Consider the following 25,389-nt stretch of genomic DNA (forward strand, 5'->3'; position numbering starts at 1 on the left):
GACGGGACGTCAATTACTTCGGCGTCTTGTTGATCTTGCCTGCCAGGTTCGTGAACATGGTGCTGATGTTGCCACCCAGCAGGGTCACAGCGGTGATGATCACGCCGGCGATCAGCGATGCGATCAGTGCGTATTCAATGGCGGTTACGCCGTCTTCTTCTTTGATCAGGTTTTTGATGAAATTCATGGTGAATCCTTTCAGGGGTCTTGAAGCTTTAATGAGCAGGTTGGCTTTATGCGCTCGTCCATGCGGCCATCGCCGCGATGAAGCCGACGACTGCGAGCAGAACCGAGAGAACGACATACGACATGGCCGGATTGCTGCTGCTTTCATACTGCTGTTCCGGGTTGTCTTCTCTGTCGTGCACCGTTCGCTCCTGTTCGCTTGCCGCCGTACCGCATGTCACGATACGCAGCGCATGAACAGGATCTTACGGACCCGTGACTTCGGTGCCATCCGTCAAAACTACCTTTTTGAAAGGTACGTTGCGCCATGGCAACCTAGTACATTTGTCCTGGGTCGCGCGCCGGCGCATTCCGACGCGGGGAGAAAGGCAATGCCTCAGGAGAGGCCGTGCTTGGTGGCGTAGACGTACAACTCGAGGCGGTTGGCCACGTCCAGCTTCTGGTAGATGGTGGTGAGATGGTTGCGCAGCGTGCGCTCCGAGATGAACGCGCGTTCAGCCAGCTCCTTGTTCAGCGCGCCCTTGCCCTGCACGATCATGCCAATGACGTCGCGCTCGCGGGCTGTCAGCGTGCCGATACGTTCGGCCTCCGGATCGGCCTTTCGCGCCGGTGCCACCAGCTGACCCAGCAGCGCCTGCATCAGCGACTGGTCAAGCCACAGCTCGCCGTCGTGCACCTTGCGCACGGCCAGCAGCACGTCGTCGGTCGGCGCTTCCTTGCTGACCACGCCGCGCGCGCCGGCCTTCACGGCGGCGGCCAGCGTGCCCTGGTCGCGGTTCGCGCTCAGGATCACGACGCGCGTGCTGCCATTGGCGACCAGCGCGGGCAGAAAGTCGATGGAGCTGCTGCCTTTCAGGTCGAGGTCGAGCAGCACGATGTCGGGGTGCAGCGCGGCGCACAGGGCAGTGGCCTCCATGCCATCGCTGGCGCTGCCCACCAGCGTGAACGATGGGCCTTCGGCCTGGATCAGGCGCTCGAGACCCCACAGCATGGTCTTGTGGTCATCCACGAGCAGGATGCGGATGGTCATGGTTTCTCCATTACATTATGTCGATGCTGACTAGACCGGGATCCGGATGCGCAGGAGCGTCTGGCGCCCATCCGCTTCGACGCCCAGCGTGCCCCCCACCGCCGCCACGCGCTCGGCGATCGAGCGCGGCACGAAGGGTTTGGGCGCCACGGCGCCATCGGTTACCGGGTTGAAGATGTCGATCGCCAGCTGGCCGGCGGCGTCCTCGATCACGACGCCGGCCGTGCGCGCCCGCGTGTGCTTGCAGATATTGCTGATGCCTTCGGTGACGATCTGGAACACTTCGGCTGCCATGCGGTCGTTGGCCACGCCCTCGCCCTGCACCTCGAGCATCACGTCCAGGCCGTAGAAGGTTTGTACCTGGCGCAACTGGCGCCGCAGCGCCATCAGCAGTTCGGGTTCTTCCTGACGCCCGCTGCGAAAACGCTGGGCAAAGTCGCGCATGTCGCCGATCACGTCCGAGCACATTGCCAGCAGACGGTCGAGTTCGGGGGCCACGGCGCTGTCTTCTCCAGCGCTGTTGCGGATCGCTGCCACTGCATGGCGCAGGCCGATATACGGCTGGATCGTGCTGTCGTGCAGGTCGCGCGCGATGGTCTGACGTTCGCGAAATGCTGCTTCGGAAGCCAGCCGATCGAGCAGATCGATGGTTTCGATGACGGGAAACGCCTGCTGCACGATGTGCTTCAGGAACGTCGCATCGCCTCGGCGCAGGCGGCTGCCGGTGACGAAGATGCGACCACTGCCCTTGCGCAGCGGCAGCGATGCGCTGACGAAACCGTCGGCGTCGAGCAAATCGGCCACGTGGCCGCAAGCATCCATGTCCGTCTTGCACCACTCCTTTTCACCGGCGGCCAGGCGCACCGCACAGCCGCCGCGCGGCAGCAGGCGTACCAGCCCGGCGCCGGGGCCGCGGTACAGGGTCGCACCCGGTGCCAGCGCCAGCAGCGGCTGCACGTCCGCAGCGTCGGGCCGGCTGCGGCTGATCGGTCGGCCAGCCCTGGGGTGGTGGGCCGTATTGAGGATCCAGCGCTGATGGCTGTCCTGCATCAGCAAGGTGCAGGTATTGGCGCCGTAATAACGCAGGATCTTGTCCATCAGCGAATCGAGCGTCTGCTGCACGCCAAAACGCGGGTTGGACAGCCGGCTGACGTCACGCAGCAACGCCAGCCGGCGGCGCTGATCGACGGACAGGCCGCCCCAGAACGCGATCATGTAGCCCAGCGCAAGCATGAAGGTCGCGCGCAACAACAGGATATGAAACGACTGGAAGCCCTGCACCAGCACCACCGACAGGGTCACGATGCCGACCGCGCCCAGCGTCAGCTTGGCACCGGCATCGAACCCGTGGCGAAACGACGTGGCCAGGATGGCAAACAAGAAGAAAGAAAAGAATGGGCTGGTGCCCCCGCCGGTGGCCAGAACGATCAGCCCGTACCAGATGATGTCGATCCAGTAGACATTGGGGCCGTGCCAGAAACCCGCGCGGTAGCTCGCGATCACGAGCAATGTCAGGCTGTGCAGCACGTAGCCGGCGAGCACCAGCCAGGTCCACGGGCTGGATGCGACCACGCCATCGGGCCCGATATACAGGGTCAGCAGCGCCGACACCGACAGCAGCACACGCATCCCGAACACCATCCAGGCTTCGGCTTCAGGCGCAGCGGCCGATGGTCCGGCGACGCCGGGCGTGCGCCGCGCGGCGGCGATCAAACGACGGGTATTCGGGTACCAACTCATGTTGTTGCGCGCCGACAAACGCGTTGACTCCTCGCTAAAACGGTTACAAGGCGTGATTATTGCCCTGTAGAATCCTCGAAGTTTATCGCATACAACGTCCAAACCCCCTCACAGTTGCCTGAATATGTTGTTTAAGACACCCCAACGTCAATCTGGCGCCACACTCGTCGAGATGGCCATCATCGCGCCCGTGTTCATGCTGGTCCTCGTGGGGATTATCGAGCTGAGCATGATGTTCTTCGCCACGCTGACCATGCAATATGCGGTGCGTGAAGGCGCGCGCTTTGCCATTACCGGCCGCGCGAACGAGGGCGGGACCAGCACCGCCCAGCGCTACGCCACCGTCATCGCGACGATCCGCGACAACTCGCTGGGCATGTACGAGCGCATGAATTGCGTCGTGTCGGTCAACGGCAAGAGCTATGCAAGTACCAGCTACAGCAACACCATGTTTGGCGGCGCGGGCGAGATGGTGGTACTTCAGCTCGACTGCGCCTGGCCGGTGACGACGCCGTTGCTGTCAGCATTCTTTCCCGACGGCCAGAACAGCTTCGCCGTCGGCGCCACCATGCGAAACGAGTATTTCTGATGCGACCGATATCGTTTGCTACCGTCCGTCATGCACACCGCCAGCATGGCGTTGCCGCGGTCGAACTTGCCCTGCTGCTGCCGATGCTCGTCGTCCTGCTGCTGTGCGCCATCGATGGCGCGCGTGCATTGCAGGCCAATATCATCATCACCAATATCTCGCGTGAAGGCGCGAACATCCTGTCGCGCAGCGGCGCGGATCTGGACGACAGCAGCCAGGACACGATCAATGCGCTGATGGCCAGTGCCCCGCCGCTGAACGTCAATCAACTCGGAATGATGTACATCACCCGCGTGATGGGTGAGGTCACCAATGGCGTCTCGCGCAGTGTCGTGCTGGACCAGTACCGCTGGGACGATGCCGAGCGCGTCCAGGGGTTTCGCCGGAGCGGCTACGCCCCGCAGAGCAAGGTGTACGGCTGCAGCGCCTGGAGCGGCACCGGCAAATGTTCGAGCGTCAGCAGCGCTTCCCGCCCCACCACGTCGGTCATGACCGGCAAGCTCGACCCTGGCGAAGTCGTTTTCGTGGTCGAGACGTTCTATCGTTTCGACATGCTGGTCAGCGGATTTACCACCGGCCCCGATACCCTGCCCACGTTCGGGCCCGACCTGTATTCCATGAGTGTGTTCTGAGATGAATCCGAATCTTCCCCGTCAACGCGGTGCAATCGCCATCATGGTGGCCGTGTCGATGTTCGTGCTGCTCGCCGTCGTGGGCCTGTGTGTCGATGCCGGCCTGGCGTATCTGGTCAAGGCGCGCCTGAATGCGGCGGTGGATTCGGCAGCGCTGGCCGGCGCGCGCGCTGTCACGACCGGCAATAACCAGACCGAGCAGATCGCCAGCGCACGGGCGGCGGCCGCCGACTTCTTCGCCGCCAATATTCCCGACGACTATCTGTCGTCGTCGCCACGGATTACCAGCACCAGCGTGACCTTCAACGCCGGCCAGGCCACCATCGACGTCGTTGCCGAGGCGCCGATGCCGGTGTCGATCATGCAGATCATGAATTTCACGACACTGACACCGGTGGCGGCGGCGCAGACGATCCGGAATGACCTGGATATGGCGCTGGTGGTGGATACGTCGGGCTCACTGGTCGGTTCCGCAGCGACGGTCAGGGCATCCTCCAAAAGCTTCCTCAACAAGTTCAACGTGACGCAGGACCGGGTCGCACTGATTCACTTCGCCGCGGGTGTCGAAACGGACAATCCCATCAACCCACTGGCGCGTGGCTTCGATCGTACATCGATGAACAGCAAGATTACCGCATACAACTTCAAGGGAGGCACGTCTTCATTTGAAGGCATGTACAGGGCTCGTGAACAGCTCAACACCGTCCCGTTGGCAAATCGCTCAACGATGCGCGTCGTCGTCTTTTTCTCCGATGGCGCGCCCACATCGTTCGGCTCGTATCTCACGTTCAAGAATCAAGCCGATTGCAACCGGCCCGGGTCCGTGGACCGCGTATTGGAAGAAGGCGGCCTGGGTGATCTCAGCAGCAGTGAGCTCAAATATGTAAGCGAGGGGTGCAAAACCTGGAGAGGTAGTTATAGAAACGGAAACCTGCAGTCAGCAGTACGCAGCCTGCCTGATTGGTACAACGCACGCCCTGCGTCGTCCTACCGGGAATTTCCGATTGTGACAGATACACCGCGCTCAGTGACGGCTGACATCAGCACCCAATACCTCCTTGAGCGAAACGTCCTGCGGGCATCGCGTAACCTAGCGGAAAGCGTCGCTGAAAAAACCAGATCCGAAGGCATTTATGTGTTCACCCTCGGATTTGGCCCAGGCCTGAAAGAAGCATTTGCATCTGATACGAGTACCAATGGCGAAATGATTTTGAAGTGCATGGCCAATACGGCCGACGCGCTCCCACGCTGCAGGAAACCTGACCAACCGCTCGGCATGTACTGCTACGCCGCAACCGACAACGACCTGACGCCCTGCTTCTCGCGATTGGCCTGGGCCATTTTGCGCATCACCAAATAAATGCAAGGTGTAGCCCTATCGGCATGACGCCGGGTCGAAAGTGAGGGACGCGCGCGCAGCTTCAGTGCGCTGTGCGAAGGTGTATTCCCGGTTCGGCTGAGCGATCACCTGGCCACACGGACCAGGTCAACGCCGATTTACTGGCGTTCATCCGGGAGTAGTCGCGGCCATGCGCTAGAATCGCCCTCTTCGGTGCCGCGCGCACCAGCATTTGCAAGGTGGATTCACGTGTTTGCCGTTCTTGCCCTCGACATGGGGGCCGCCATGAAAACGCTGGTGCTCACGCTCGACCTGGTGGGCACCTTTGTGTTTGCGCTGTCCGGCGCCACCGCCGGCGTGCGGCGCCATCTCGACCTGTTCGGCGTGCTCGTGCTGTCGTTCGTGGCGTCCACCTCGGGCGGCATCGTGCGCGACCTCCTGATCGGCGCCACGCCGCCGGCTGCGTTTTCCGACTGGCGCTACCTCGGCGTGTCGCTGCTGGCGGGCGTGACGATCTTCTTCTGGCATCCATTCATCCACCGCGCGCGCAATCCGGTATTGCTGTTCGATGGCGCGGGCCTCGCGCTGTTTTGCGTGGCGGGCGCGCAGAAGGCACTCGTGTTCGGACTGGAACCCGTGATGGCTGCGCTGCTGGGCATGCTGACCGGTATCGGCGGCGGCGTCGCGCGTGACGTACTGCTGTCGAATGTGCCGGCCGTGTTCCGTTCGGATATCTACGCCGTCGCGGCGCTGGCCGGTGCGTCGGTGGTGGTGATCGGCGACGCCCTGCAGTGGCCTACGACACCGACCGCCTGCGTCGGCGCGGCCCTCTGCTTCGGCTTGCGCCTGGCGGCGATCCGCTATGGCTGGCACCTGCCGACGGCGCGCGGGATCGAGCCGCCGGACGCCAATGACCACCATCGCGACGGCCGCTGAATCCAAACGGGCAAATGCATGCACTACAATGGGGGCCAGCCACGCCCCCCATTGAATCGACATGAGCGCCACCGACCTGCCCTACCGTGCCACCCTGCCTGAAGCCCGCACCTGGCTCGAACAACAGACCGGGTCATCCTGGACCCTGGCACGCCTGCTCGAACATGCGGTCACGCCGTATGTCTGGCTCGACTACGACCCGGCCCACGCCGAGTTGTTCGGCGACGCCAATGGCGGTTATGCAGCGCCGATCTTCTTCCAAGACGACATCGCGCGCCTGATCGCCGGCAGCGACGATGTGTTGATGACGATGACCAAGGACGCCTACAAGATCGTCGCGCACCTGCCCGCGCCGGGTTTCAGGCGCCCGCTCGATGCGCTGCGATTCCAGAAAAAGGACCTGACGCAGCTGGTGGCCCGGCTGGAACGCGAGGCGCAGGCGGCCATGGCTGCAGCGGCCGCGCCGCCGCCGGAACCAAAAGCGCCGACCGAGTCAGCCTTCGGCATCAACAAGGCGCAGGTGCTGGAAGCGTTTGCTACACATGCGCGCATGGATCTGGGCGCGGCGCTCGACAATGCCATCGGCATCTTTGGCGACGACGGCGCGCGCGTGAAGGCCAGCGTGCGCAAGTCGAAGCGCAACGCAGTGTGGAACCCGGTGACGCTGGCGCTCGGCCTGCATGACCTCCACCGCGTACCACTGGGCCCGTTACGGCGCGCGTTCCAGACCCACGATTTTCTGCTGGACTGGGAAGACGACTGGGAACAGTCGCTGCGCCTGCTGGGCAAATAGCCCGGTCAGCGCGCGAGCAGGCGGCGCAGTTGCGCGGCCTGGTACGCGCCGAAGGTATCGCTGAACAGACAGCGGATCAGCGGATCGTCGACGACGTCGACGTCCAGCAGGTCACGCTCGGCATCGGCGTCGAACTGTGCGTCGTTGATCCGGATGTACATCGTCGTCAGTGACTCGCCCTGTTCCAGCGCGCCATACAGTCTGGCGGCCGGGATCTCCGTCGTCCAGCCGAGCGGGCCGGCCCCCGTCACAAGCGTGGCCACGTCGCCATCGAGCAGGTAATCGAAGACGCTCGCCTGGCCCAGGTGGTCATACACCGACAGCCGCCAGTAGCGCGGCCCGTCGAAGTAGCTTGATGCCGCCTCGACCTCGCCGTATTTGGCAGGCACACCCGCGCGGCAGTAATCCACGACGCGCGCCATCTGCGCTTCGCTCAGGGCCACAAAATGCTGTGCGATCGACGCCGTCGATGGCGGCGCCGCATTGCCTTCATAAACGTAGTCGACATCCTGCGGCCCCACGGGCATCAGCCACGCGAGCGGGGGCGCTGGCTGCAACGCCGCGCCGTCCAGGCGCACGGCGGCACCCGGATCGAGGCGCACGATCGATGCCGCCGGCAGCGCGGCGCTCACCTCGCGCGTAAACTGCACATAGGTGATCGGGAAGAACGCGCGGTTGTACCACGACCACGGCTCCTGCACGAACTGGCACGAACTGGGCACCACATAGCGCGGTTGCAGCGCCTGCAGCTGCGCAATCCACTCGGCTGGCAGTTCGGGCGGCGCGGCCACGGCGCGCGATGGCGTGAGCACCTCGATTTCGCGCATTGTCTGGAACGGCCACAGCACCATGTCCCACGGCCCCAGTTCGACCAGCTGCGCCAGCGTGTCATCGTCGATCCATGAATCGACGACATTGAGCACGTTCTGCCCGGCCGCCTGCACCTGGAACATCGAGTCGACATCGACATCCATCGCCTCACGCGGCGTGACGGTGAACGGGCCGACGGTCACCGGCGCGTTCAGGCGCAGCAGGTGCACGTGCGTGAAGCCCAGCTGGCGCACCATCTCGAACAGTTCCTCGAAGATGCAGTAGATGTACAGGGGCGTGGTGCGGTCCAGCAGATCGAGGCTGTCGAGCGAGCAGTGGTCATCATGGAAATGCGAGATGAAGACGGCGTCGAAATGCTGGCGGCGGATCGCCGCGACATCGAAGCGCACGTCCGGAAACGCATGGCAGTTGCGGCTGAACGGGTTCTCGAAGATCGTGTCGAAGGCAATCGTTGCGCCCTCGCACGCGAATACGTAACCCGCATGCAGGATGCGCGAAATGGTCAAGCCTGGCGTCGTCATTGGTCCCCCTTTGGAGGCGGCATTCTACAGGGCGCGCTCCGGGACGGCGCTTGTTGTCACCAAACCGAACCGCTACACTGCACCACCCCAGCGTTTCCGAAAGTAGCCGATGATCATGAGCCGCCCCGTCCCCCGCGCCCTCCTTGCCGTGTGCGCGTTGCTGGTCACTGCATGGGGCGCGCTGGCGCTATGGTTCCAGCTGCCGCAGCCCGGCGGCTACGCGGCGGTCGCACTCTGGTCGCTGGTCGGCCTGGCCGCCACCATTGCCATCGCACGCGGCCCCGGCAAATGGCCCGGTACCAAAGCGCTGGCCACCGGCGCCGTGGCGCTGGCCGTGCTGCTGGGCTGGTGGTGTTCGCTCACGCCATCGCACGAGCGCGTGTGGGCCGACGATGTGTCGCGCATGCTCGTCTCGCGCGTCGACGGCGATCGCCTCGTGCTGCACAACGTGCGCAACTTCGACTGGCGCACCGAGACCGACTACACGCCGCGCTGGGAGACCCGTGACTATGACCTGGCTGGCATCGTGTCGGCCGACCTGATCCTGTCGTACTGGATGGGACCACACATCGCCCACACGCTGGTGACGTTCGGCTTCAGGGACGGCAAACAGCTCGTGTTCTCGCTCGAAATCCGCAAGGAGCGCCACGAGACCTTCTCGGCGATCGGCGGCTTCTTTCGCCAGTTCGAGCAGGTGATCATCGCCTCGGACGAGCGTGACCTGATCCGCACGCGCAGCAATGCGCGCGGCGAGCAGGTCTACCTGTACCGCCTGCGCGCCACACCGGCGCAGCTGCGCGCCGTGCTGCTGGCGTACCTCGAACGCGCCGAAGCACTGCGTCGCCAGCCCGAGTTCTACAACACCCTCACCAGCAACTGCACAACGATCCTGTATGAACTGGCGCACCGGATTGCACCCGACCTGCCGCTCGACTATCGGCTGCTGGCATCGGGCCACTTCGCAGAATACGCTTACGACCAGAACGCACTGACGCCGGGCGTGCCGTACGCGGTGTTGCAGCAGCGCGGCCACATCAACGCGCGGGCGCGCCAGGCCGTTATCGACGGCAGCGATTTTTCGCGCGCGATCCGCGTCGGCGTACCCGGTATTCGCTGAGGACGATCGCGCCACCTCTCGCGATAGTTGCCGCAAGTCAAATCAGGCCCAAAGGCTTCCTCTAGTATCGGCAATGGTCGAACGCTGGAAGGAGGAAGCCATGGTTGTACGCTACAAGCGATTTCGCAGGTCGGCGCACGGCAGCGTCGCGGTCGAAATGGCGCTGATTCTGCCCTTGTTTCTGATCCTGCTGGCCGGACCGCTTTACATGGCGCGCGCGACCTGGTTTTACAGCGTGGGGCAGAAAGCGGCGCACGATGCCACGCGCTATATCGCGACCGCGTCGCAGGCTGAATTACGGACCGCTGGCGGCGGCTTCAACGAAGCACGCGTTCCGGCGATCGCCCGCTGGATCGCCCAACAGGAGCTGGGCGAACTGGTGCCGCTTACCGATGGCATTGCCATCATGATCCAATGCGATGGCGACTCATGCAGTACGGCGACGCCCACCAGGGTCCGCACGAGCGTTCAAATCGCGTTGCACGATCAGCTTCTCGGCGGCCTGACAATGGACTACCTGGGTTCTGCCGATATGATGATGACCAGCAAAGTCACGATGCGCTATGTCGCACAGTGACAATGCCGGTCCGGCGCGCCCGCGTCGGCAACACGCGCTCCACCCTGGCAAACAGACGGGCGTCATCAGCTGGATGTTCGCGTCTGCCATGTTCATCATCCTTGGATTTCTCGCGCTGGCCTTCGACCTGTCCCTCGTCACCCACCGCAAGATGGAACTCCAGAATGTCGCCGACACCGTTGCGTTGTCGGCCGCGCATGAACTTGACGGGACTGCGGCCGGCATTACCGCCGCCCTGGAAACCGCCTCGCAGCGCTTTTTGCAAGGGAGCGACAGATTCACCTACCACTACGGCAAGGCCACGATGGCCTGGTCGGATGATGCCGTGGAATTCGCCCGCAGCCCGTCCGGCCCGTGGCGACCGGTCGGCGATGCCATGACCAACCCTGAGGATCTGCTGTACGTGCAAGTCGATACGGCAGGGCTGGATACCGAGTACGGGACCGTCGCCACCCTGTTCCTCAGGACGTTCACGGACATCCCTGACACCTTCACCAGCGCCCGTGCCATCGCCGGCCGCTCTGCCATCAAGGTCACTCCGCTCGGCATCTGCGCCATGCGTGACGAAGCCCACCGCAACCATGGGGGGGAACTGGAAGAATTCGGGTTTCGCCGGGGCGTGGGCTATAACCTGCTGGACCTGAACCTGCCCGGCGCCACCGCCGGGCAGACCTTCATCGTCAATCCGGTTGCGCAGGCCACGCCCATCACTGACACAGCAACGCTGGCGCCATTCGTCTGTACCGGGACGATGGCCATGTCACGGCTGTCCGGTGGCACGGTCACGGTGTCGGCGTCGTTTCCGATCAATTCTCTCGCGCAGCAGCTCAATTCCCGCTTCGGCACCTACGGGACAGGCGCCAACGCCTGCGATGCGCGCACGGCGCCCGCCGACATCAATATCAAGGAATTCACCTTCAACAGCGGCGCCTCCTGGATGGGAGCAACGCCTGACGGGCAGTCAGCTACGCTGCTGGCGACAACAGAGCGCCGGTGGACGATTGCAGGCCCCGATACGGCGCCCGCCGGCACCCTGGCCGCGCAGTTCGGTCCGCTCTGGTCGTACGCAAAGGCGGTCCCGTATGCATCGTATGCGAGCACGGGTGCGCCGGAACCGGCAACCGGCTATGCAACCTATGACGTGACCAATTGGAGCACCCTGTACGCACCGGGTCAGCCAACCATCTCACTGACCACGCCCTATCCCGACAGCGCCGAGACACCGACGCCCTACTCCTACACGACCGGCACCCAATTTCACAAAGGACCACCGGCGAGTAACAAGAGTCTGGCCAACCGCCGCGTCCTGAATCTGCCCTTGCTCGCCTGCCCGATCACCGGGAGCGACGCCACGGTGCGTGGCATCGGCAAATTCTTCATGACCGTTCCCGCCACGCAGACCTCTCTGTACGGCGAGTTCGCAGGCCTGGCCACCGAGCAGTCCCTGGGCACCCGCATCGTCTTGTACCCCTGACGGATGGACCTGACATGACCCGCCAAACGCCAACGCGGCAACGTGGTGTCGCCGCAGTCGAATTCGCCGTGGTGGCCGTGATCTTTTTCACGCTCTTCTTCGGCATTGTCGACATCATCCGGGCACTCTATATCTGCAATATCCTGCAGGAGGTGACGCGGCGCGCGACGGCGCTGGCCGTTAACACTGACTTCTCCGATGCGACTGCGATGCTGAACGTGCGCACGCAGGCGGTGTTCCGCACGACACCCGGCATGCTTGCATTTGCAGACCCCATCTCCGACGCTCACGTCAGGATCGATTATCTGCACATCCCGGCGACATCGAATCCTGTCCCGATCGGGACAGGCTTGCCGGCAAGTCCCCAGCAAAACCGGATCAACTGCACGTCCAATCCCAATGCAGCAAACTGCATCCAGCTGGTCCGGGTGCGGATCTGTTTGCCTGGTGGCGCCAGCGATGTCTGCGATCCGGTGCCGTACCAACCCTTGGCGTCGTTCGTCCCGTTTTCATTCGGCCTTCCCAGCGCGACTACCATCGCCCGGGCCGAGACCCTGGGCATGCCGCCCGGCGTGCCAGTCCCGGTGGGCGGCAGCTAGCGTTTACAGGATGTCGGGCGCCGTGTCGCCTGCCACCCGGGAAATCGCAACCTTCGCGATGCGGCGCTCCTCGACCGCGACGACTTCATAGCGCCAGCCATCGAGCTCGACGGCCTGTCCCGGTTCGGGCATCGACGCGAAGCGCGCGAGCAGGAAGCCCGCCAGCGACGTGTAATCGTCATCGCCCACCAGGGAATCGGTCTCGAGCACCTGTTGCAGCTGGTGCAGATCGGCCGCGCCATCGGCTTCCCACAGGTCCGGGCCCAGCGGCCGGATCGCCAGTTGTTCGTCCTCGTCCGGGAATTCGCCGGCGATCGCCTCCAGGATATCCACCGGCGTGAGCAGGCCCTGGACGATGCCGAATTCATCCGTCACCAGCACGGGCTGGCCGTGTGCGCGCTTGAGCGTCTCCATCGCGCCCAGCACACCGGCCGTATCGGGCAGCAGGATCGGCGCGCGCACGATGCCGCCGTCGGCCGATGCGTCGATGCGCCCGTGCAGCATCAGCGCGCTGACCAGGTCCTTGGTGCGGGCGATGCCCACCAGCTGGTCCAGCTGGCCCCGACCGACCGGCATGCCACTGTGGGGCGACGCCTGCAACTGGCGCAGGATGGTGTCGGCGTCGTCGTCCAGGTCGACCCACGTGAGTTCCGAGCGCGGCGTCATGATCGAGCGGATCGACCGGTCGGCCAGCGCAAGCACGCCGCTGACCATATTGCGTTCCTCGGCACCGAACGCTTCCGGCTCGGTCACCGGTTCGTCCTGCGGTTCGGCATCGGCATCGACGTGCGCGCGCTTCTTGCCGCCCATCAGGCGCAGCACCGAATCGGCGGTGCGGTCGCGCAGTGGCACGCGCGCTTCCTGCTTCAGAAAATTGCGGCGTGCGAACTGGTTCAGCGCCTCGATCAGGATCGAGAAACCGATGGCGGCGTACAGATAGCCTTTCGGGATATGAAAGCCCAGGCCTTCGGCAACCAGCGACAGGCCGATCATCAAGAGGAAGCTCAGGCACAGCACGACGACGGTCGGATGCGCATTGACGAAACGCGTCAGTGGCTTGGAGGCCAGGATCATGACGCCGATCGAGATGATCACGGCTGCCATCATCACGTACAGGTTGTCGACCATGCCGACAGCGGTGATGACCGCATCGAGCGAGAACACGGCGTCGAGCACGACGATCTGCGCGACCACGGCGCCGAAGCCCGCATACACCCGCGACTTGGTCTGCACGTGCGTGATGCCTTCCATGCGTTCATGCAGTTCGACGGTGGCCTTGAACAGCAGGAACACGCCGCCCAGCAGCAGGATCAGGTCGCGGCCGGAAAACGCCATCGAGCCAAGCGCAAACAGCGGCGTCGTCAGCGTGACGAGCCACGAGACGATGGTGAGCAGGCCAAGGCGCATCAGCATGGCAAGGGACAGGCCAATCAGGCGCGCCTTGTCGCGCTGGTGCGGCGGCAGTTTGTCCGCCAGGATGGCGATGAAAATCAGGTTGTCGATGCCCAGGACGATTTCCAGGACAACGAGCGTGAGCAGACCCGCCCAGATGGTGGGGTCGAATAGCCATTCCATGTATTACCTCTTGTTTGAATCAATGTGAACGTGCCGCCGCGCGGGGGCGCAGCGAGGGTATGCCAAAAAATTGGCACAGGCAGGCGTCACACCGCGCGCGGTGGCTTGAACAAGGGGTGCCAGGACCTGCTGGCATGGGACAGGAATGGGGGTGCGAGCGCGCCGCCGCGCACATCGGCCAGGCGCAGCGAGAGCTCTTCGTTGATGGTGTCGTGTACGTCGGCGCCGGCCGGCGGTTCATCGGGATCGATGTCGCAGCTGGACTGGCAGTCGTAGTTGTCGGGCAGGTAGGCGTCGGCGAACACCGGCGCGGAGGTCAGCCCAACGAGCGGTTCGGACGCGATGACGCGCTGCGCTGGCTCGGGCGGCAGCATCGCGGATGCGGCCATGGCCAGGGCAAACATGTTCAGGGGGAGCAGCAGGATCAGGCAGATGACGAATAATCGTCTCATATACAAGAGGGAACTACCGCAGAGAAGCCGGCGACCCGATCATTTTAGCATGGCCCCGCGCACGCCATTCGTGCGCGCCGCACGCACGGCGGCCCTCTTGTACAATGGCCGCCACCTTACCCACCGGCCCCGCCGGGAAGCATCCGATGCACACATCTGCCCAGCGCATGAGCGCGCTGCTCGACTATCTCGTCGAGCAGGCCAAAGACATAGACCCTTCCGCGTTCACGCTCGCGAAAGTCACCGAATTCAAGAAAACCTTTACCGACCTGTCGACGCTGCCGTGGATCGAGTTCAACGTCGAGACCGAGCAGGATGACCTGTGGCTGCGCGTGCACCGGCTCGAGTCCACATCGCCGCCGCTGCTGGCCGATCCGGCGCTGGCGCCATACCTGCTGATCGGCGCCGACCCGTCCGGCAATCCGCCGGCGCTCAATGACGCCACGCTGGCAGATGCCCACCACGAAGATGCCGCCCAAGCCACCGATGACCAGGCGAAGCAGCGCGTTGAAGAACGCGATGCCGAGCGCCGCGCCCGCGCCGCGCAGGGGCTGGCTGCCTACCTGCCGCCATGGCAGGAATGGGCGGCGCGCGAGCGTCCGCGGCGCCAGGTGATCACGCTGTACGCGGACCTGTTCGCGCTGAAGGCACGGCTCGAATCCGAAGAAGCGGCGCGCCCGCTGGAACTGGTGTGGGGCATGGGCCTGTCGTCGTGGCAGATGCGCACCCCGGCGCCTGTCGACTTCCATTACCCGCTCATCACGCAGGCGCTGGAAATCGACATCGACCCGACCTCGCACGCCATCGGCCTGCGGCCCCGCCAGATCGACGCGCACCTGGAACTGGATGCGTTCGCGGCCTGCGGCGTGCCTGGCATCGGCGACGTCGAACGCGCGGCCCGCAGCCTGCTGGCCGCGCGCGGCGACAGCACGCTCTCGCCGTTCGCACCCGAGATGATCGAGCCGATCCTCAAGCTGATCGCCGGTCAGGTCAGCGCCGACGCGCGCTACGATATGGCCGCCACGCAGGCGCCGCCCCCTGGCGAGCGCCTCGTCGTCACGCACGGCTGGGTGATCTTCGCCCGGCCGCGCGCAACCCACTTCCTGATCGACGACATCGCGCGCCTGAAAGACCGCGTGGACGACGCCGAAGCCTTGCCGGACGGACCGCTGAGCCTTGTCACGCCACCCGGCAGCGCGGTGCTCGAGCATGAGCCGATTGCGTTTCGCGGCCTGTCCGGCGGCGCCGTCAACGCTGGCGAGCCGCGCGAGCTGTACTTCCCGCTGCCCTACAACCGCGAGCAGGAAACCATCGTCCAGCAACTGGAACGTTCGCCCGGCGTCACGGTCCAGGGTCCGCCCGGCACCGGCAAGACGCACACGATCGCCAATATCATCAGCCACTACCTGGCCTCGGGCAAACGCATCCTGGTCACGTCCAAGGGCGAGCCGGCGCTGAAGGTGTTGCAGGAAAAGATTCCGGAATCGATCCGGCCGCTGACCGTCGCCCTGCTCTCGGGCGACAAGGAAGGCATGCGCCAGTTCCAGGCGTCGATCGAAGCGATCATCCACACGCTGTCGCATCTGAACCCGCAGCTCGAGACCGAGGCGATTGCCGCATGCCGCGTCGCGCTCGACCGCGCGCACGCCGAAACCGCCGCCATCGACACCCGCATCGACGAGATCGCGCATGCCCAGCTGGCCGCCGTCAGTGTCGACGGCGTCGAGATGCGTGCGCAGAAGATGGCCGAACTGGTCATCGATGGCAAGGAGCGCTTTGGCTGGTTCGACGACGATTTGTCGCTGGCCCCGCACCACGCGCCGCCATTTGGCGATGAACAGGCGATGGGACTGCGCGAGGCGCGGCGCCGGCTTGGCGCGGATCTCGTGTACTGCAATGCGCGGCTGCCAGCAGCTGATGCCCTGCCATCGGCGCAGGCCATCGGCCGTCTGCACGACACGCTGCTGGCCATGCGCGACATCGAGCGCGACGAAGCCAGCGGCGCGCTGCCGCCGCTGCGCGCGACCACGCCCGACGTGTTTGCCGCCGCACAGGCCTTGCAGACGGCGCTGGCCGGTGCCATTGCCACCGCCGCCGAGGTCGAGGCCTCGGGCTTCGACTGGGCGCACGCCTTGCGCCTGAAATCCCGCCAGTCGCAGTTCGTCACCGAGCGCGGCGCATTCGAGGCGCTGCTCCCCGAGATGGATGCGCTGCTGCGCGCACGCGCCGAATTCATGCAGCGCCCCGTCACGGCGCCGACCGAAGCACTCGCCAATCCAAAAGCCGTCGACGCCATCAACCGCGCCGTCGAGACGGGCAAGCCATTCGGCCTGCTGTCGTTTGGCGGTGGCGACGTCAAGGGGCAGATCGCCGCGATCCGCGTGGCCGGCCTGGCGCCAGCCTCCAGCGACGACTGGGCCCACGTGCAGCGTTACGCCGCGCTGCAGAACCGTCTGCACTCGTTCGCCGTGCGCTGGAATGCGTTTGCGCCCGACCTGTCGCTGCCGGTCCTGGTGGCCGACGTGGCGCAACTGCGCGCCATCGAGCAGATCCTGACCACGGCCCGCGCCGCGCATGCCCAGGCAACCACGCACGACGTGCAATTACCTGGCCTGGCCCAGGCCGTGTTCAGCGAGCCGCCGACGAACGACCTGCTGGGCCGCGAGGCCGACCTGCTGCGCGTGCGCGACTACCTGGCGCGGCACCTGGCGCGCGCCAATCTCGAACAGGCCCGCACTGCCATGGCTGCGCTGCGTGGCTTGCTGGCCGGCGCCGATGGTCCCGTCGGCGTGCGTCTGCGTGACTTCGCCGGGCAGGTGCTGGGCACACCGGGCCTGACGGCCGATACGGTCAGCGCCGACTACGCTGCGCTGGTCGCGGAACTGCGCCGCATCGCCGCGCTGGCGCCCGACCTGGCCACCGCGCGCGACCTCGCCGAACAGGTCGCACAGCATGGCGCCGCGCGGCTGGCGACACGCTTGATGACCATCCCGGTTGACGCCCACGGCGACGACGCCGTATTCCCGGTGCGCTGGCGCGATGCCTGGACCTGGGCGCGCCTCAAGAGTTACCTCGACGGCATCGATGCCCGCGACGAGATGCTGGGCCTGGCCGAGCGCCGCCATGAACTCGAACGGGGCCTGGCGCGCCTGTACGAGCAGCTGGTGTCGAAATCGTCCTGGCTGGCCACGCGCCGCCTCGCCGGCCAGAACGTCCTGAGCGCGCTGGAAACCTACCGCACGTCGATGCGCAAACTGGGCAAGGGCACGGGCGTGAATGCGGGCCGCTACCGGCGCGACGCGCAGGAAGCGATGGTCAATGCGCAGGCCGCCGTGCCATGCTGGATCATGAGCCATGCCCGCGTGTCCGAAACGCTGCCAGCCACGCTCGGGGCGTTCGATCTCGTCATCGTCGACGAGGCCAGCCAGTCCGACCTGTGGGCGCTGCCGGCCGTCTTGCGCGGCAAGCAGCTCCTGGTGGTTGGCGACGACCGCCAGGTCTCGCCCGAAGCTGGCTTCGTCTCGGCCGCCAAAATCACCGACCTGCGCCGGCGCTTTCTGGCGGGCCAGCCATTCGAGGCGGTGCTCACGGCCGACATGTCGCTGTACGACATCGCCTCGACCGTGTTTGCCGCGTCGAAGGTCATGCTGCGCGAGCATTTCCGCAGCGTCGCGCCCATCATCGCCTACAGCAACCGCGTGTTCTACAAGGGCTTCATCCAGCCGCTGCGCATTCCCAAGGCGTCCGAGCGACTCGATCCGCCACTGGTCGACGTGTTCGTGGCCAACGGCTACCGTGAAAACAAGGGGCTGAACCGCCCCGAGGCCGAATTCATCGTGGCCGAAATCGACGCCATCCTGCGCGATCCGGCCTATGCCGGGCGCACGCTGGGCGTGGTGTCGCTGCTGGGGCCTGAACAGGCGCAGCTCATCGACAAGATGGTGCGCTCGCGCTGCGACATGGCCGAACTGGTCAAGCGCAACTTCGCCTGCGGCGACGCGCGCCTGTTCCAGGGCAGCGAGCGCGATATCATGTTCCTGTCGATGGTCGCCGACAGCAAGCAGCACCACGCGCTGTCCGGCGTGCAGTTCGACCAGCGCTTCAATGTCGCCGCCTCGCGCGCGCGCGACCGCATGTACCTCGTGCGCTCGGTGAAGCTCGAAGAACTGTCCACGCTCGACTTGCGGCGCACGCTGGTCGAGCATTTCGCCAAACCGCTCGAAGCCAATGAAGAAGCCACGAGCCTGATCGAACTGTGCGAATCAGGGTTCGAGCGCGATGTGTACACGGCGCTGTTCGATCGTGGCTACCGCGTCATTCCGCAAGTTCCGGCAGCCGGCTACCGCATCGATATGGTGGTGGAAGGTGCGCACGACCGGCGCCTGGCGATCGAGCTCGATGGCGACGACTTCCATGGACCGGACCGGTGGCAGGCCGACATGGGGCGCCAGCGCGTGCTCGAACGCGCCGGCTGGACCTTCTGGCGCTGCTTCGCGTCGACCTGGTCGCTGCAGCGCGCGACGATCCTGGCCGAGCTGCTGGCGCGCCTGGCGGCGATGGGCATCGAGCCGCTCGGGGCCATGGCGCGCACGCCACTGCTCGTCGAATACCGCGAGTGGGGACGGGACGCGCTTACCGAGGAAACGCCACCGTCACCACACAGCCTTGACCATCTGCCTTCCGGGCAATCATGACCGTGGCCCCGTGCTGGTCGGCGATCTGGCGCACGATGCTCAGGCCAAGGCCGGCGCCCGACTTGCCACCGGGCCGTAGCCGGTAATAGGGACGGAACACGTTTTCAGTTTCTTCGTCGGGCACCGGGTCGCCATCGTTCGACACGCGCAGCAGGCATTGGCCCTCGCTGCAGTCGATGGCCACGTCGATGTCGCCGCGCGCCAGGCCATGCCGGGACGCGTTCTCGATCAGGTTGCGCAGCAGTTGCTGCAGCCGGTATGGGTCGCCCTGCACGCTGCAATCGTGGGTGGCGGACAAGCCGAGTGACTGGCCACGCCGGTCGAGCAAGGGCTCCTGCAGTGCCATCACGTCGCGGCAGACTTCGGCGAGTGAGACCTGACGCTGCAACTGCATGTCGGTGCCGGACGCAAGCCGGCTGAAGGTCAGCAACTGCTCGGCCAGCTGCGTCGTGCGCTCGAGCGCGCCCACCGCCTCGCCGAGCGACGCGTCACACTCGGCCTGATTGGCCGCGCGCAGCGCGTTCTGCACATGCAGCTGCACCGCCGCGATCGGCGTGCGGATCTCGTGCGCCGCCGCATCGATGAATTGCTGCTCGCGCTCGAACGCGGCAGCCACCCGCTGCAACAGGCTGTTGAGTTCATCGACCACCGGCGCCAGCTCGCGTGGCAGATCCGGCAGTTCGACGGGCGCAAGCGACTCCGGCTCGCGCCGGGCAATGGCATCGGCCAGCGTGCGCAGCGGCGCCAGATTCGTCGCCAGCACAAGGTTGACCGCCAGCACCAGCAGGATGCCGCCGATGATGACGGGCGCCAGCACCGACGCGCCGAGCTGCTCGACCATCTCTTCACGCACCTCGTCCTTCTCGGCCACGACCACCCACACGTGGCCCGATTTGAGTGCAAACACCTGCCACAGGGTCTCGCCCAGCAGCTTGCTGGTATAGCCTGCCGCCAGGGGCCCGAGCGGCGCTTCCGGCGCCGACGCCGAGCGGGCCAGCAGGCGCCCGTCGGTGTTCCAGACCTGGAAGGCGATCTTGTGTTCGTACGGGTGGCCATACGGCGTTGCGCCGCCCGAGTGGCCGAGCCGCTGCGGAATCGGGACCACGATGGGCGCGCCGATGGTGGCGGTTTCCAGCTGGTGGGCGACCAGCGTTTCGAGCACGCGCGCCGAACTGGCCAGGCGCGCGCTGAAAAATTCTTCGGACTCGTAGCGGGCGAACCAGTGGGCGGCCAGCGAGATACCCCCGAGGATCAGGAGCATGCACGCCATCGTGCGCACGATCAGGCGCCGGCGGATCGAATAGCGGCGCCCGCTCATGCGGCCGCTCATGTGGGCAAATTCCCGATGCGGTAGCCAAGCCCGCGCACTGTCTTGATGAGGTCAGGGTCGGTCTTGCGCCGCACATGGTGCACGTAGACGTCGATGGCATTGCTGGCCACGCCCTCGCCCCAGCCATACAGCGACGCTTCGAGTTCGCTGCGGGTAAACACCTTGTTTGGCTGCTCGACGAGCCGCCGGAGCAGCATGAATTCGCGGTGCTGCAGATCGATCGGCTGGTTTTTCCAGCTGACCGCCATGCCTGCGAGATCCAGCGCCAGGTCGCCAAAGCGCAGCTGGTTGACCGACAGGCCGGCGCGGCGCCGCTCCAGTACCCGCACCCGCGCCAGCAATTCGTCGACATCGAACGGCTTGATCAGGTAATCGTCGGCGCCCAGGTCGAGCGCGACGATCCGGTCGCGCACCGCATCGCGCGCCGACAGCACCAGCACCGGCACGGCGTTGCCGGCGCGCCGCACCCGTGCCAGCACGTCGATGCCGTCCAGGCGCGGCAGGCCGAGGTCGAGGATGGCCAGGTCGAACGCATTGTGTTCCAGCGCGGCGACCGCCGCCACGCCGTCGCCTACGTGCTCGACCGTGTAACAGGCACGCCCGAGGGCGAGCTTCAGGCCCGATGCCAGCGATTCGTCATCTTCGACAAGTAGTATTCGCATCCCGCGCGTCTCCAGCAGCTTGTTATTTGCGCTTGGCCGCGACCTGCGCGAGCAACGCTTCGGCTTCGGCCCGCCGCCCTGCATCGGCCAGCTTGCGGCCGGGCCGCGCCGGCGCCTGCAGCGCCTTGCGCAGGCAGCGCTCGGCGCCGGCAAAGTCGCCCTGACGATACAAGAAGTCGCCCAGGAAGAAGTTGGCGTCGATGCCGTCCGGGTTCAGCGCCAGCCCTTGCTGCAGGTACTCGCGCGCCTTGTCCTTGTCGCCAAAGCCGATCGGCCACCCCGGCACCTGATAATACAGGCTCCCGAGGCTCGTGTACGCAGAACCGCCCAACGCCTTCGGGTCGGCCTGCAGCGCCGCTTCGAAATCCTTCTTCGCCGTCTTGGCCAGGCCAAGCGCGCCCAGACCGCCCTTGGCGCCGGCGTGACTGGCCACGACAATGCCATGCCAGATCAGCACGCCGGCGCTGTCGGGATAGCGCGACAGCACCGTGTCCGCTTCGGCGCTCAGCGCCTCGAATGCGCGCTCCTGCCCACCGGCGGGCGCGCCGTACTTCACTTGTTCCCAGCGTTGTTGCAGCGTAGTGACGGCGTCGTCGGCAGGCGCGGCCAGGGCGGCGTTGAAGGCCGCCATGCCCAATACGAATGTGGTGAGTGTGCGATGCACTATTTTCATGATGACCTCGGTTGTGCGCGCCGGACAGGCGCCGGCATGTGTTTGCGAATGACAGGCAACTGGCCACGGATGGCCCGGTCGGGCAAGGCGGGCAGCAGGTGGTTGAGCAGGACCAGCAGCGCTTCCTTCAGCCCCGGCTTGTGCTCCCACGCCGAGCCTTCGATGAACGCGCACAGCTGGCGCGCCACATCGGCCGGCTCGTCCAGCGGCACGCCCATCTCGGCGTTCATCGCCTCGACCGGACCGGCATTGATCGGCGTGCGGGTCGCGCGCGGGATGAAGTGCCGCACCTCGACCCCGGTATCGGCCAGCTCGCGCCGCAGCGCCTGCGTGAAACCGCGCAGGCCGGCCTTGCTGGCGCAGTAGCCGGCAAACCCGGGGTAGCCCAGATAGCCAAACAGCGAGCCGACATTGATCACCTGCGCGCTCGATGCGTTGCGCAGCTGGGGCAGCAGACGCTGCGTGAGCAGCATCGGCGCGAGCAGGTTCACCTCGAGCAGGTTGCGCAGCGCCGCCGGATCCTGGCTCTGGAACGCATGGAAGTCATTGATGCCGGCATTGTTGATCAACAGATTGACACCACCAAGCTCGCTCGCCGCCGCGGCTACGGCGTCGAGCGTGGCCGCCTGCGTGGCGTCGCCCACGACGATCCGCACGAGATGCGGGCCAAGCCTTGCACGCAGCGTTTCGAGGACGCCACGGTTACGGCCGACGAGCACCATCGCCGTGCAGTACGGTGCCAGGGCCACCGCAAGCGCCTGGCCGATGCCCCCGCTCGCGCCGGTCAGGACCAGCCGCCATTTCATGTGCGCCATGCTAGACCCCGGCCAGGCTGGCACTGCGCTGCGGCAGGCTGCGGAAGATGTCGCCGTACAGGCGATACATCATGCGCGCACTGTGGATGATCGCCTCGCGGTCGGCGGCACGCTCGACCCGGTTCATCAGGCTCACGAAGAACGCGACATGGGCCAGGTCGAGACTGCCGTGCGACGTCAGGTAGCTGAACGCGGCATCCGGCAGATCCAGGCGCAGCTGGATGGTCTGCGCGGCCTGCGTGGCCAGCGCGGTGCTGGTGCCTTCCAGCACATGCACCATGCCGAAGAAGCCAAGCGGGTTGCCGCGGTCGATGCCGTGGTAGGCGTAGGCCACCATCAGTTCGGTCGCCGGCAGCGGCCGCGACTCGCGCGCCAGCTTCGGGTCGCCACCACAGGCGGCGATATCGGACAGGATCCACTCCTCGTGGCCGATTTCTTCTTCGATGTATTCGGCGATGGCCTGGCGCAGCCACGCCTGCTCGTCACCCAGCCGGCTGCCGCACGCCATCATCAAAGGGACCGTGTGCTTCACGTGGTGATACGCCTGCGTCAGGAAGGCCACGTACTGGGCCAGATCGATGTCCCCCGTCAGTGCCTGCTGTATCAGCGGCGTACCAAGCAGTTGCTGGCGCTGGGGTTCGGTGTGCTGGCACAGGATGTCGTAAAACTGCATACATTGCTCCTTCAGGACTGGTAAATTTGTTCGATGTGCGCCGCGCAGCGCAAGCGCGCCGTCTCGCGCCGCAGGCGTCCGTTGACGGTCGCGGTGCCATCGGCTTCGCTGAACGGCGCGGTACGGAACCACGCGCCGATGCGCGCATAATCGGGCAACTCCTGGTTGACCAGTTCGACGGCGGCGTCGATCACCGCATCCGGCGCATCCGCCTGCAGCGGCACGATGGCTGCCGCCAGGTAAGCGCGGGCGTCGCCGACCACCATCGCCTGGGCCATGACGCCCGTGCCGAGCAGCAGCGACTCGGGCCACTCGGGCGATACGTTGCGCCCGTAGGCGGTGACCAGCACATTGTTCTTGCGACCGTCGATGTACAGGTAGCCGTCGGCATCGAGATGGCCGATGTCGCCGGTGCCGAGCCAGGTTTCCTCGCCAGGCGTACAGGTTCCGGACGCCTGGCCCAGATAGCCCGCCATGACGCCGCCACCGACTTCGATCTCGCCGTCCGGCGCGATGCGCACGCTGCGATTGGGCAGCGGTTTGCCAGCGCTGCCGATCCGCGCCTGCCCCGGCAGATTGAGCGACACGACCGAGCCGCACTCCGACAGACCGTAGCCTTCGTACACGGGGAAACCCCTGGCCTGCGCCGCCTCGATCAGCGCCCTGGGTGTCCTGGCCCCGCCGACGGCGATGAACTTGAGACTGGCAATGCGTGGATCGTCCGGCCGGACCGCGGCCACCAGCGCCTGCAGCATCTGCGGCAACAGGATCACGCTCTCGGCACGCGTGGCGGCAATGGCAGCAAGACAGATACCGGGGTCGAACGACGCCGCGCCGCGCAGACCGGTCATGGCCAGCGGCAGGCTGATATTGAGCGCGCCCGACAGCATGGCCGTGTAGGTACCGGCGATGTTTTCAAGCAGGACCGACAGGGGCAGCAGATTCAGATGGCGCCGGATCTCCAGGCCGGCCAGCGCGTCGGCCAGCACCTGCGCCAGCGCCCACTGCTGGCTGGAACCCAGGCACACGCCTTTCGGTTGGGCGGTGGTACCCGACGTGAACGTCACTTTCTGCACGCCGGGCGGCACGGTGCCCGGCAACTTGGCGCCGGCATACAGTGACAAGGCGCCCGGCGTGGCGACCGCCGTGGTGTAACCCAGCGCGCCGGCCAGCGCCGCATCGACGCAGAACAGCCCATCGACGGCGGCCTGCGTCAGCGCGTGGCGCCATTGAGGCGGCGTGAAGAACGATGGCAGCGGCACCAGCGTCATGCCCGCCTCGTGCGCGGCCAGGTCGATGGCAATCCATTCAGGCCCGTTGTCGGCCAGGATCGCCAGCGCAGCGCCGGGACGGAACGTCGCGCGCAGCATCTGCGCCAGCGCCTCGACACGCTCGATCAGCACGCTGGCGCTCCAGCTGCCGTGCGCGCCTTCCAGCACGGCGCCGCTTGCGGGGAGATTAGCGCGCCAGTTGATCATGACCGAATCCAATGTTGCCGAACATGACTTGCGGATGGGTCGCGTAATAGCTGCCCCATGCCCCCTGCGCCTGCCCCAGGCGCGCCGGGTCGGCGTCCGCCAGCACCGACGGTGCCAGCCGCAGCCGTGCGAATGAATTGAGCAGTGCGCGCGTGGCGGTGAAGGTGACCCAGACCAGGCCCTGGCAATGCAGCTGGTGCGTCATGGCCACGATCAGGGCGCGCGCGGCGCCCGCATCGGTACTGGCCAGGTTGCCCACTTCGACGATGCTGCCGCGTGCGACCGGCCGGCCGGTGCGCGCGCCGATTTCGCTCTCGACGGAACCGTCCAGATAATGTTCGAGAAACAGCCGGCCCTCGACTGCCAGCGAATAACCGAGCGCCGCTACCCAGCGCCCGGCGCTGTCGCGGCGGCCAGCGAGCGTATGGCAGAAATGCTGCAGGGTGGCGCCGTAGACGCGGGCAAACTCGCCGGCGATGAAGGCTTCGAGCGATGCGCGTTCCGGATGGTCCGGCGCCACGAGTTCAAGAGTGCGCCCGGCCCCGGCTGCGGCGGGTGGCGTGGCGCTGGCGCGGGTAGCGCATGGCATGGTGGTCGACACTGGTCACTCCTTTTGTTGTTCCCATGGCGAAACTTATGGGGGCAACATTAAGGCCAGATTAATCGACGCGGG

24 protein-coding genes are annotated in these 25,389 nt (G+C 65.7%); 10 read left to right on the forward strand and 14 right to left on the reverse strand.

The window, feature by feature from the left end; translation table 11 throughout:
- Positions 1-13 precede the first annotated feature (13 nt).
- From AC1MGT_RS01080 to AC1MGT_RS01095, 4 genes are all read right to left on the reverse strand, one after another.
- Complete coding sequence (locus AC1MGT_RS01080) at positions 14-187, reverse strand: Flp family type IVb pilin (RefSeq protein WP_482898964.1); 174 nt, start codon at positions 185-187, stop codon at positions 14-16.
- 46 nt (positions 188-233) lie between these two features.
- On the reverse strand, positions 234-368 hold the full coding sequence (locus tag AC1MGT_RS01085) for a hypothetical protein (protein WP_499502549.1): 135 nt from the start codon (positions 366-368) through the stop codon (positions 234-236).
- 194 nt (positions 369-562) lie between these two features.
- On the reverse strand, positions 563-1,216 hold the full coding sequence (locus AC1MGT_RS01090; RefSeq protein WP_499502551.1) for a response regulator: 654 nt from the start codon (positions 1,214-1,216) through the stop codon (positions 563-565).
- A 30-nt stretch (positions 1,217-1,246) separates the two neighbouring features.
- Complete coding sequence (locus AC1MGT_RS01095) at positions 1,247-2,956, reverse strand: sensor histidine kinase (RefSeq protein ID WP_499502553.1); 1,710 nt, start codon at positions 2,954-2,956, stop codon at positions 1,247-1,249.
- A 124-nt stretch (positions 2,957-3,080) separates the two neighbouring features.
- On the opposite strand from AC1MGT_RS01095, the gene AC1MGT_RS01100 reads away from it, so the two are divergent.
- The 5 genes from AC1MGT_RS01100 (at position 3,081) to AC1MGT_RS01120 (ending at position 7,245) form a co-directional block, all read left to right on the forward strand.
- Positions 3,081-3,545, forward strand: coding sequence for a TadE/TadG family type IV pilus assembly protein (locus tag AC1MGT_RS01100; RefSeq protein WP_499502555.1), 465 nt, complete (start codon positions 3,081-3,083; stop codon positions 3,543-3,545).
- Entirely contained in the window at positions 3,545-4,177 is a 633-nt protein-coding gene (locus AC1MGT_RS01105; protein WP_499502557.1) for a TadE/TadG family type IV pilus assembly protein, read from the forward strand. The genes AC1MGT_RS01100 and AC1MGT_RS01105 overlap by 1 nt, the downstream gene beginning before the upstream one ends.
- A 1-nt stretch (position 4,178) precedes the next feature.
- The gene (locus tag AC1MGT_RS01110; RefSeq protein WP_499502559.1) at positions 4,179-5,537 is read left to right on the forward strand and encodes a VWA domain-containing protein; all 1,359 of its coding nucleotides are present in this window, start codon (positions 4,179-4,181) and stop codon (positions 5,535-5,537) included.
- A gap of 228 nt (positions 5,538-5,765) precedes the next feature.
- On the forward strand, positions 5,766-6,452 hold the full coding sequence (locus AC1MGT_RS01115; protein ID WP_499502561.1) for a trimeric intracellular cation channel family protein: 687 nt from the start codon (positions 5,766-5,768) through the stop codon (positions 6,450-6,452).
- A 61-nt stretch (positions 6,453-6,513) separates the two neighbouring features.
- Entirely contained in the window at positions 6,514-7,245 is a 732-nt protein-coding gene (locus tag AC1MGT_RS01120; protein WP_499502562.1) for a hypothetical protein, read from the forward strand.
- 5 nt (positions 7,246-7,250) lie between these two features.
- On the opposite strand, the gene AC1MGT_RS01125 is transcribed toward AC1MGT_RS01120, so the two are convergent.
- Complete coding sequence (locus AC1MGT_RS01125) at positions 7,251-8,597, reverse strand: MBL fold metallo-hydrolase (RefSeq protein ID WP_499502564.1); 1,347 nt, start codon at positions 8,595-8,597, stop codon at positions 7,251-7,253.
- A 115-nt stretch (positions 8,598-8,712) separates the two neighbouring features.
- Here AC1MGT_RS01125 and AC1MGT_RS01130 point away from each other — a divergent pair, with 115 nt between their 5' ends.
- The 4 genes from AC1MGT_RS01130 (at position 8,713) to AC1MGT_RS01145 (ending at position 12,364) form a co-directional block, all read left to right on the forward strand.
- The gene (locus AC1MGT_RS01130; protein ID WP_499502566.1) at positions 8,713-9,714 is read left to right on the forward strand and encodes an Lnb N-terminal periplasmic domain-containing protein; all 1,002 of its coding nucleotides are present in this window, start codon (positions 8,713-8,715) and stop codon (positions 9,712-9,714) included.
- Positions 9,715-9,814: 100 nt separating this feature from the next.
- Positions 9,815-10,291, forward strand: coding sequence for a TadE/TadG family type IV pilus assembly protein (locus tag AC1MGT_RS01135; RefSeq protein WP_499502568.1), 477 nt, complete (start codon positions 9,815-9,817; stop codon positions 10,289-10,291).
- Positions 10,278-11,765: a pilus assembly protein TadG-related protein gene (locus tag AC1MGT_RS01140; RefSeq protein ID WP_499502570.1), complete on the forward strand. Its 1,488-nt coding sequence runs from the start codon at positions 10,278-10,280 to the stop codon at positions 11,763-11,765. Before AC1MGT_RS01135 ends, AC1MGT_RS01140 begins: the two co-directional genes overlap by 14 nt.
- Before the next feature lie 14 nt (positions 11,766-11,779).
- On the forward strand, positions 11,780-12,364 hold the full coding sequence (locus AC1MGT_RS01145; RefSeq protein ID WP_499502572.1) for a TadE/TadG family type IV pilus assembly protein: 585 nt from the start codon (positions 11,780-11,782) through the stop codon (positions 12,362-12,364).
- A 3-nt stretch (positions 12,365-12,367) separates the two neighbouring features.
- Here AC1MGT_RS01145 and AC1MGT_RS01150 read toward each other — a convergent pair whose 3' ends face one another.
- Entirely contained in the window at positions 12,368-13,939 is a 1,572-nt protein-coding gene (locus tag AC1MGT_RS01150) for a TerC family protein (protein WP_499502573.1), read from the reverse strand.
- Between the two features lie 86 nt (positions 13,940-14,025).
- Positions 14,026-14,391 (reverse strand): hypothetical protein, encoded by a 366-nt coding sequence (locus tag AC1MGT_RS01155; RefSeq protein WP_499502575.1) that lies wholly within the window; start codon positions 14,389-14,391, stop codon positions 14,026-14,028.
- Positions 14,392-14,537: 146 nt separating this feature from the next.
- On the opposite strand from AC1MGT_RS01155, the gene AC1MGT_RS01160 reads away from it, so the two are divergent.
- Complete coding sequence (locus tag AC1MGT_RS01160) at positions 14,538-19,085, forward strand: PDDEXK-like endonuclease domain-containing protein (protein ID WP_499502576.1); 4,548 nt, start codon at positions 14,538-14,540, stop codon at positions 19,083-19,085.
- Here AC1MGT_RS01160 and AC1MGT_RS01165 read toward each other — a convergent pair.
- Genes AC1MGT_RS01165 through AC1MGT_RS01195 form a run of 7 tightly spaced genes read right to left on the reverse strand, consistent with a single transcriptional unit; the run spans position 19,024 to position 25,317 of the window.
- Entirely contained in the window at positions 19,024-20,415 is a 1,392-nt protein-coding gene (locus tag AC1MGT_RS01165) for a sensor histidine kinase (protein ID WP_499502577.1), read from the reverse strand. The two genes, AC1MGT_RS01160 and AC1MGT_RS01165, sit on opposite strands and share 62 nt — an antisense overlap.
- Positions 20,412-21,077 (reverse strand): response regulator transcription factor, encoded by a 666-nt coding sequence (locus tag AC1MGT_RS01170; RefSeq protein ID WP_499502579.1) that lies wholly within the window; start codon positions 21,075-21,077, stop codon positions 20,412-20,414. The genes AC1MGT_RS01165 and AC1MGT_RS01170 overlap by 4 nt, the downstream gene beginning before the upstream one ends.
- Before the next feature lie 22 nt (positions 21,078-21,099).
- Positions 21,100-21,750 carry a tetratricopeptide repeat protein gene (locus AC1MGT_RS01175; protein WP_499502580.1) on the reverse strand — a complete coding sequence of 217 codons (651 nt, stop codon included), beginning with the start codon at positions 21,748-21,750 and terminating at the stop codon, positions 21,100-21,102.
- On the reverse strand, positions 21,747-22,565 hold the full coding sequence (locus tag AC1MGT_RS01180) for an SDR family oxidoreductase (RefSeq protein ID WP_499502582.1): 819 nt from the start codon (positions 22,563-22,565) through the stop codon (positions 21,747-21,749). The genes AC1MGT_RS01175 and AC1MGT_RS01180 overlap by 4 nt, the downstream gene beginning before the upstream one ends.
- Position 22,566: 1 nt before the next feature.
- The gene (locus AC1MGT_RS01185) at positions 22,567-23,238 is read right to left on the reverse strand and encodes an iron-containing redox enzyme family protein (protein WP_499502584.1); all 672 of its coding nucleotides are present in this window, start codon (positions 23,236-23,238) and stop codon (positions 22,567-22,569) included.
- Between the two features lie 11 nt (positions 23,239-23,249).
- Positions 23,250-24,716 (reverse strand): AMP-binding protein, encoded by a 1,467-nt coding sequence (locus tag AC1MGT_RS01190; protein ID WP_499502586.1) that lies wholly within the window; start codon positions 24,714-24,716, stop codon positions 23,250-23,252.
- Positions 24,697-25,317, reverse strand: coding sequence for a thermostable hemolysin (locus AC1MGT_RS01195; RefSeq protein WP_499502588.1), 621 nt, complete (start codon positions 25,315-25,317; stop codon positions 24,697-24,699). The genes AC1MGT_RS01190 and AC1MGT_RS01195 overlap by 20 nt, the downstream gene beginning before the upstream one ends.
- Positions 25,318-25,389 lie beyond the last annotated feature (72 nt).

This window comes from Telluria sp. BA11 (genome assembly GCF_056680305.1).